General features: G+C 68.9%; 5 protein-coding genes. 3 read left to right on the forward strand and 2 right to left on the reverse strand.

Annotated elements, in window-relative coordinates; translation table 11 throughout:
* The first annotated feature begins 78 nt into the window (after nt 1–78).
* A complete protein-coding gene (locus A5704_RS11465) occupies nt 79–516 on the forward strand; it encodes a hypothetical protein (RefSeq protein WP_067756709.1) in 438 nt (145 codons plus the stop codon).
* A gap of 6 nt (nt 517–522) precedes the next feature.
* On the opposite strand, the gene recR is transcribed toward A5704_RS11465, so the two are convergent.
* Nucleotides 523–1,134, reverse strand: a complete 612-nt coding sequence (gene recR, locus A5704_RS11470) for a recombination mediator RecR (protein ID WP_067270973.1) — start codon at nt 1,132–1,134, stop codon at nt 523–525.
* A gap of 10 nt (nt 1,135–1,144) precedes the next feature.
* Complete coding sequence (locus tag A5704_RS11475; protein ID WP_067784391.1) at nt 1,145–1,492, reverse strand: YbaB/EbfC family nucleoid-associated protein; 348 nt, start codon at nt 1,490–1,492, stop codon at nt 1,145–1,147.
* A gap of 98 nt (nt 1,493–1,590) precedes the next feature.
* Here A5704_RS11475 and A5704_RS11480 point away from each other — a divergent pair, with 98 nt between their 5' ends.
* A complete protein-coding gene (locus A5704_RS11480; protein WP_156670150.1) occupies nt 1,591–2,364 on the forward strand; it encodes an Rv3717 family N-acetylmuramoyl-L-alanine amidase in 774 nt (257 codons plus the stop codon).
* A gap of 516 nt (nt 2,365–2,880) precedes the next feature.
* Nucleotides 2,881–7,332, forward strand: a 4,452-nt coding sequence (gene pks2 / locus A5704_RS11485) for a sulfolipid-1 biosynthesis phthioceranic/hydroxyphthioceranic acid synthase (RefSeq protein ID WP_304442280.1), incomplete at its 3' end; no start/stop codon positions are given.

Consider the following 7,332-nt stretch of genomic DNA (forward strand, 5'->3'; position numbering starts at 1 on the left):
AGGTGGTGGGCGAGCTGGCGCCGCTGGAGCTGCCCGAGGTGGAGTTGTTGCGCCGGGAGCGGTTGGCGGTGCGCTGACATGCGGAATGACATCGCGAGAAGCGGGCGGCGGGGTTTGGCGAGCGGCAGTGCCCTGCTAGTCGCGGCCGCATTGATCACACCGGTGCCGGCGCACGCGACGCCCGAGGTGCCGAGCGGTCGATACACGGTGCTCTATACCGACAGTGACAAGACGACCACATGGCTTTTCGCCCCCTGCGGATCGGACTGCACGCTGGCGACCTCGCAGGACGGCGGGACGTTCGTCATCAGCTGGGAGTTCGACCTCGCGAACGGACGCTGGACCCACAGCGGCGCGACGCAGGCACCGTGCGCGAATGGAACAACGGTTCCGGCAACCGTCGACTACAGCTTCGACGCCGTGTCGCTTGCCGGTGAGGGCCGGACGACCACGTCAGACGGGTGTGGCGGTCCAGGCTCGACGGTCACCCGGCCGTTCCGATTGACCAAGACCTGAGCCGTCTCAGACCATCGCCCGGCGGCCGGCGAGCGCCCGGCCCAGCGTCAGTTCGTCGGCGAACTCCAGGTCCCCGCCCATCGGCAGCCCGGACGCGATCCGCGTCACGGTCAGCCCCGGGATGTCGCGCAGCATCCGGACCAGGTAAGTGGCGGTGGCCTCGCCCTCGGTGTTCGGGTCGGTGGCGATGATCACCTCGCTGATGTCGACGTCGTCGACCCGCTCCCCGATCCGGCTCAGCAGTTCGCGGATCCGCAACTGCTCGGGCCCCACCCCGGACAACGGATCCAGCGCGCCGCCCAGCACGTGGTAGCGGCCGCGGAATTCGCGGGTGCGCTCGACGGCCTGCACATCCTTGGGTTCCTCGACGACGCACACCAGCGAGCCGTCCCGACGAGGGTCCGAACAGATTCGGCACCGCTCGTTGTCGGAGACGTTGCCGCACACCGCACAGAACCGCACGCCGTCGCGCACCTTGCCCAGCGCCGCGGTCAGCCGATCGATGTCCGGCGGTTCGACCGACAGCAGGTGGAAGGCGATGCGCTGGGCGCTCTTGGGCCCGATGCCCGGCAGCTTGCCGAGCTCGTCGATCAAATCCTGGACCGGTCCTTCAAACATGTTCGACGATCTACAGCTCCGGCGCCTGCGCCGGCGGCTGTCCCGGCGGCGGCCCGCCGAAACCGCCGGCCAGCGCCCCCAGCCGCTCCTGCGCCATCCGGGTGACCTGCGTGGAGGCGTCGGCCATGGCGCCGACGATCAAGTCCTGCAGCGTCTCGACGTCGCCGGGGTCGACCACCTTGGGATCGATCTGCACCGCGACCACCTCGCCGCTGCCCTTCACCGTCACCCTGACCAAGCCACCGCCGGCCTGCCCGTGTATCTCGGCGTTGGCGAGCTGTTGCTGGGCCTCCATCAACTTCTGCTGCATCTGCTGCGCCTGGGCCAGCAGCGCCGACATGTCGCCTCCGGGTTGCATGACAGTCCCCTCGCATCTTGGTCTCGAGTTGGTTTCGCCTGCGTGTATCCGGCGATTCGAAACACCCAGCGTAGACCGCGCGAAGCTACCTTTGCGCCGTGGACCTACGAGTGAGCAGGCGTGTCGGCATCAGGATGGTCATCGGTGCGCTGGTTGCCGCTTCGGCGGCGATCACCCCGACCGCGACCCCGGCCGCGTGGGCGGTCCCGTCCAACATCGCCGGCATGGTGGTCTTCATCGACCCCGGCCACAACGGCTCCAACGACGCGTCCATCAGCCGTCAGGTGCCCACCGGTCGCGGCGGTACCAAGGACTGCCAGGCGAGCGGAACGTCGACCAACAGCGGTTATCAGGAGCACACCTTCACCTGGGACACGGCGCTGCGGGTTCGTGCGGAGTTGAACGCCCTGGGCGTGCGGACCGCGATGGCCCGCGGCAACGACACCGGGCTGGGACCCTGCGTCGACGAGCGCGCCAACATGGCCAACGCGTTGCATCCCAACGCGGTCCTGAGCATCCACGCCGACGGCGGCCCCGCATCTGGCCGCGGATTCCACGTCAACTACTCGGCCCCGCCGCTGAACCAGGTGCAGGCCGGGCCGTCGGTGCAGTACGCCAGGATCATGCGCGACCAGATGCAGGCCTCCGGCATCCCGCCCGCCAACTACATCGGCCAGAGCGGGTTGTACGGGCGCTCGGATTTGGCCGGGCTGAACCTGGCGCAGTACCCGTCGATCCTGGTCGAGTGCGGCAACATGAAGAACCCCGCGGACTCGGCGCTGATGGAGTCGGCCGAGGGCAGGCAGAAATACGCCGACGCGATGGTCCGCGGCGTCGCGGGTTTCCTGGCCTCTCAGGGCCAGGCGCGCTAGGCCCGCAAGCCGGCCCTTCCCCGACGGCGACGCTTCGAACCCGGGCCGCCTGACCAATCGCGGCTTAACTCCGGGCTAACTCACTCGTCACCCAGAAGAATTTGCCTCAACGCGGCGCGCGCGGAGGTGACCTTCTGTAGGGTCTGTTTTACGCATGTCGACTTGCGGTGTGGGAGAACCGATGATCAATCCGTCGACAACGACAACGACAACTTGTTTGTCGCGGCCGACGACCGGCGCGCGACGGCTTCTGACCGGCGTTCGCCGAGATTTCAGCCAACTGTCGACCGGCAGGAAGCGCGGCCATCCGCGCTGCACGTCTCCACCCATCGCGACTCCGGGGCGTTCCCGCACGGATGTGGGGTGCGGACTCGGGGTCACCGCGGGCTCCACAGCCGGCCCTCATTTGCTTGGGCGTCAATTCAGCAAAGCACCGCAGCCGATGGTCGAGGCCGCCGAACGATCAGGATTCGTACGCACTCACCGCCCCGTCGGATAAGAAGAGGGTGGACGGCCGTGGAGACATCGGGTTTCACTTCCACTGCTGTTATCGGCATGGCCTGCCGCCTGCCGGGGGGCATCGACTCTCCCGAACGGTTGTGGGAGGCGCTGCTGCGCGGGGATGACCTGGTCACCGAGGTGCCCCCGGACCGGTGGGACGCCGACGAATATTACGACCCCCAGCCGGGAGTGCCGGGCCGCTCGGTGACGAAGTGGGGCGGATTCCTCGACGACGTCGCCGGTTTCGATTGCGAGTTCTTCGGGATCAACGAGCGCGAAGCCACCGCGATCGACCCCCAGCACCGGCTGCTGCTGGAAACCTCATGGGAGGCCATGGAACACGCCGGCCTCACCCCAGAGACCATGGCCGAGTCGCGCACGGGCGTGTTCGTGGGTCTGACCCACGGCGACTACCAACTGCTGGCCGCCGACGCGCACGCCGTGGAGGGGCCGTACGGATTCTCCGGCAGCAGCTTCAGTTTGGCGTCCGGCCGCATCGCGTACGCGTTGGGCGTGCACGGCCCGGCGGTCACGGTGGACACCGCTTGTTCGTCCGGTCTGACCGCGGTGCACCTGGCCTGTCGCAGCCTCGGTGACGGTGAAAGCGACCTCGCCCTGGCGGGCGGCGCAACCGTGATCCTCGATCCGCGCAAGTTCGTCGCGGGCTCCGCGGAAGGCATGCTGTCTCCCACCGGGAGATGTCATGCGTTCGACGTCGAGGCGGACGGATTCGCGTCCTCCGAAGGCTGTGTCGTGTTGCTACTCAAGCGATTAGGCGACGCGCTGCGCGACGGCGACCGAATTCTGGCGGTCATCCGCGGCACCGCGGCCAACCAAGACGGCCACACCGTCAACATCGCCACCCCGTCGGCCGCGGCGCAGACCGCGGTGTATCGGGCGGCGTTGGCCGCCGCCGGCGTCGACGCCGCCAGCATCGGCATGGTGGAGGCTCACGGAACCGGCACGCCGATCGGCGACCCGATCGAATACGCCGGCCTGACCGAGGTCTATGGCATCGAGGGTCCCTGCGCGCTGGGCGCGGTGAAAACCAATCTCGGGCATGCCCAGGCGGCCGCCGGTGCGCTGGGCCTGATGAAAACCATCCTTGCCCTGCAACACGGCATGGTGCCCCGGAATCTGCATTTCACCAAGCTGCCCGATCCGCTGGCCGCCATCAAGACCCAACTCTTTGTGCCACAGACGGTTTCGCCGTGGCCCCGCGACGGCGGTCATCCCCGGCGGGCGGCGGTGTCGTCGTACGGGCTATCCGGCACCAACGCTCACGCGATCGTCGAGCAGGCACCTGAACCCGCTGCAGTGCAAGCTGTTTCGGTGGATTCGGCGCCGGCCGATTCTCTGATGTTCCCGCTGTCATCCAGCTCCGCCGACGAGCTGCGCCGCACCGCGGGCAGGCTGGCCGACTGGGTGGCGGCACACGAGGATGTGCAATTACCGGATCTGGCGTACACCCTGGCGCGCCGGCGCGCGCACCGCCCGGTACGTAGCGCCGTCATTGCGGGCAACCGTCCGGAACTGATTGCGGCCCTGCGAGATGTGGCCGCCGGCGACGGTCCGTGCCCGGCCGCGATCGGGCACGACGACAGGGGGCCGGTGTGGGTGTTCTCCGGCCAGGGATCGCAGTGGGCCCAGATGGGCGCCGAATTGCTGGCCACCGAACCGGTTTTCGCCGCAACCGTCGCCGAGGCCGAGCCGTTGATCGCGCACGAGGCCGGGTTTTCGGTGACCGAGGCGATGACCGCGGCGCAGACCGTGACCGGTATCGACCGGATACAACCGACCCTGTTCACCATGCAGGTCGCGCTCGCCGCCACCTTGCGCTCGTACGGGGCGCGCCCGGGCGCGGTGATCGGACATTCCCTCGGTGAGGTCGCCGCGGCCGTCGTCGCCGGAGCCCTATCGCTGGACGACGGGGTGCGCGTCATTTGCCGGCGCTCGCGGCTGATGTCCGGCATCGCCGGATCCGGCGCGATGGCGTCGGTGGAACTGCCTGCACAGCAGGTGCTTTCGGAGTTCATCACCCGCGGCGTCGACGACGCGGTGGTGGCGGTGGTCGCCTCGCCGCAGTCCACGGTGATCGGCGGCGCCACCCAAACCGTTCGCGATCTGGTCGCGGCCTGGGAGCTGCAAGATGTGCTGGCCCGCGAGATCGCCGTCGACGTTGCGTCACACTCCCCGCAGGTCGATCCGATCCTCGACGACCTGGCGGACGCACTCACCGACCTCCGGCCGATGCCGCCGGATATCCCCTTCTACTCGGCCACCCTGTACGACGCGCGTGAGCGGCCGGTGTGCGATGCCGACTACTGGGTGCAAAACCTCCGCCAGATGGTGCGGTTTGCACCGGCGGTACGGGCCGCCCTGGAAGAGGGTTACCGGGTCTTCGCGGAACTGGCGCCGCACCCGCTGCTCACCCATGCGATCGAGCAGTCCGCCCGCAGTCTCGACATGCCGCTGGCCGCCCTAGCCGTCATGCGCCGCGGCCAAGCGCTGCCATCCGGGCTGGGCAGTTTCGTAGCCGACCTGCACAGCGCGGGTGCCGCGGTGGACTTCTCGTTGCTCTACCCCGATGGCCGGCTGGTGGACGCGCCGCTGCCGACCTGGGCCCACCGGCCCCTGTTGTTGCGCCGCGGTGATCACGGATCGCCGACGCACGGTCGCAGCATTTCGGTCCATCCACTGTTGGGTGCCCACGTGCGTTTGTTGGAAGAACCGGAACGCCACGTCTGGCAGGCCGAGGCGGGAACCTCCACCCAGCCCTGGCTGGGTGATCACCGAATCCGGAATGTTCCGGTCCTGCCGGCGGCGGCGTACTGCGAGATGGCGCTGAGCGCCGCGCGCGTCATGCTCGGCGACGGCGCCGAGGTCCATGATCTGCGCTTCGACCGGGCGCTGCTGCTGGATCAGCAGACCACGGTCAGTACCTGGGCGGCGGCGTCGTCACCGAATGCCGCTGAGTTCGTGGTGGAGACCGAGGAACAGGGGAGGCACGCGACGGCGGTCCTTCGCGCCGCGACGGGGCAGCAGGCGCCCGCGCGGAACACGTCCGCGCTGCTGGCCGCCCACCCGCACCGCGAGGACGGCGCCGAGGTGCGCCGCCGCCTGGACCGGCGAGGTGTTCAGTATGGCCGGGCGTTCAGCGGGCTGGTCGCCTTGCGTACCGGCGACGAGTCTCCCGATACGGTCCTCGCCGAGGTCGCACTGCCCGGTGAAATCCGTTCGCAGCAAGATGCTTACGGGTTCCACCCGGCGCTACTGGATGCGTGCTTCCAGTCCATCGCCGCTCACCCGCTGGTGCGTGACCTCGACGACGATGCGCTGGCGTTGCCGTTGGGGATCCGAGCACTCCGCCTCGACGGCGCCGCGCGCGGCGCCCGCTACTGCTACACCCGGGTGACCAAGGCGGATACGGCTGGCGTCGAGGCCGATCTCGACATCCTCGATGAGCATGGAACGACCCTTCTCTCGGTGCGGGGGCTGCGGCTGGGCACCGAGGCAACCGACAACGGCCACGCCGACCGGCTGCTGGCCCAACGGCTGCTGACGATCGACTGGCGGCACCGGGAGCTACCTGACGCCCAGTATGCCGCCGCCGGAACGTGGCTGCTGATCACCACCGCCGGTGACTTGGGCGCCGCGTTGACCGACGCGCTGAAAGCATCTGGTGCGCAGTGCATCACGATGTGCTGGCCACCGCACGCCGACCACGACGCGACGGCGCAACAGCTTCGAGACCATCTGCGTGCGGGCGGATTCAGCGGAATGGTGGTCCTGACGGGATCCGGAAACGGCGGCGCCGCGGACCAATCCCCCCGCCTGGGTTGTGAGTCCGTGCAACATCTGATTCGCGTCACCCGCGATCTGCCGGACTTCCCGGGCGAACTTCCGCGGCTCTATGTCGTTACCCGCAGCGCCCAGGCCGTGGTCGCCGGCGACGTGCCGGACCTGGAGCAGGCTGGGCTGCGGGGTTTGGTGCGGGTGATCGGCACCGAGAATCCGCACCTGCGGGTCACCCAGATCGATATGGACCAAAGCACCGACCCCGAGCAGCTGGCCCGGCAACTGCTCGGCGGCTCCGAGGAGGACGAGACCGCGTGGCGCCAGGACACCTGGTATGTCGCGCGGTTGTCCCCCACTCCGCTGTGCCCAGAAGAGCGACGAACCACAATCGCCGACCCGGGGCGTGACGGGATTCGCCTGCAGGTCCGTATACCCGGTGACCTTGAGTCGATGGAACTCGTTCTCCACGAACGGCGTTCACCGGGACCCGGGGAAATCGAGATCGCGGTCAGCGCCGCCGGCCTCACCGACCCCGACGTGCTGGCCGCGCTGGGCCAGGACACGCTCCGGGGCCTGGGCACCGATTTCGCCGGGACGGTGACGGCGGTCGGAGCAGGCGTCGCGGACCATACGGTCGGCGATCGAGTCGGAGGGTTGTGCGGCGGCGGC

It is taken from the genome of Mycobacterium sp. E735 (assembly GCF_001666955.1).
Classification (GTDB): Bacteria; Actinomycetota; Actinomycetes; order Mycobacteriales; family Mycobacteriaceae; genus Mycobacterium.

Bases quoted from the DNA above. Each gene is read 5' to 3' on its own strand.
- A5704_RS11465 (WP_067756709.1), top strand. From the start codon at position 79: ATGCGGAATGACATCGCGAGAAGCGGGCGGCGGGGTTTGGCGAGCGGC.
- recR (WP_067270973.1), bottom strand. From the start codon at position 1,134: ATGTTTGAAGGACCGGTCCAGGATTTGATCGACGAGCTCGGCAAGCTG.
- A5704_RS11475 (WP_067784391.1), bottom strand. From the start codon at position 1,492: ATGCAACCCGGAGGCGACATGTCGGCGCTGCTGGCCCAGGCGCAGCAG.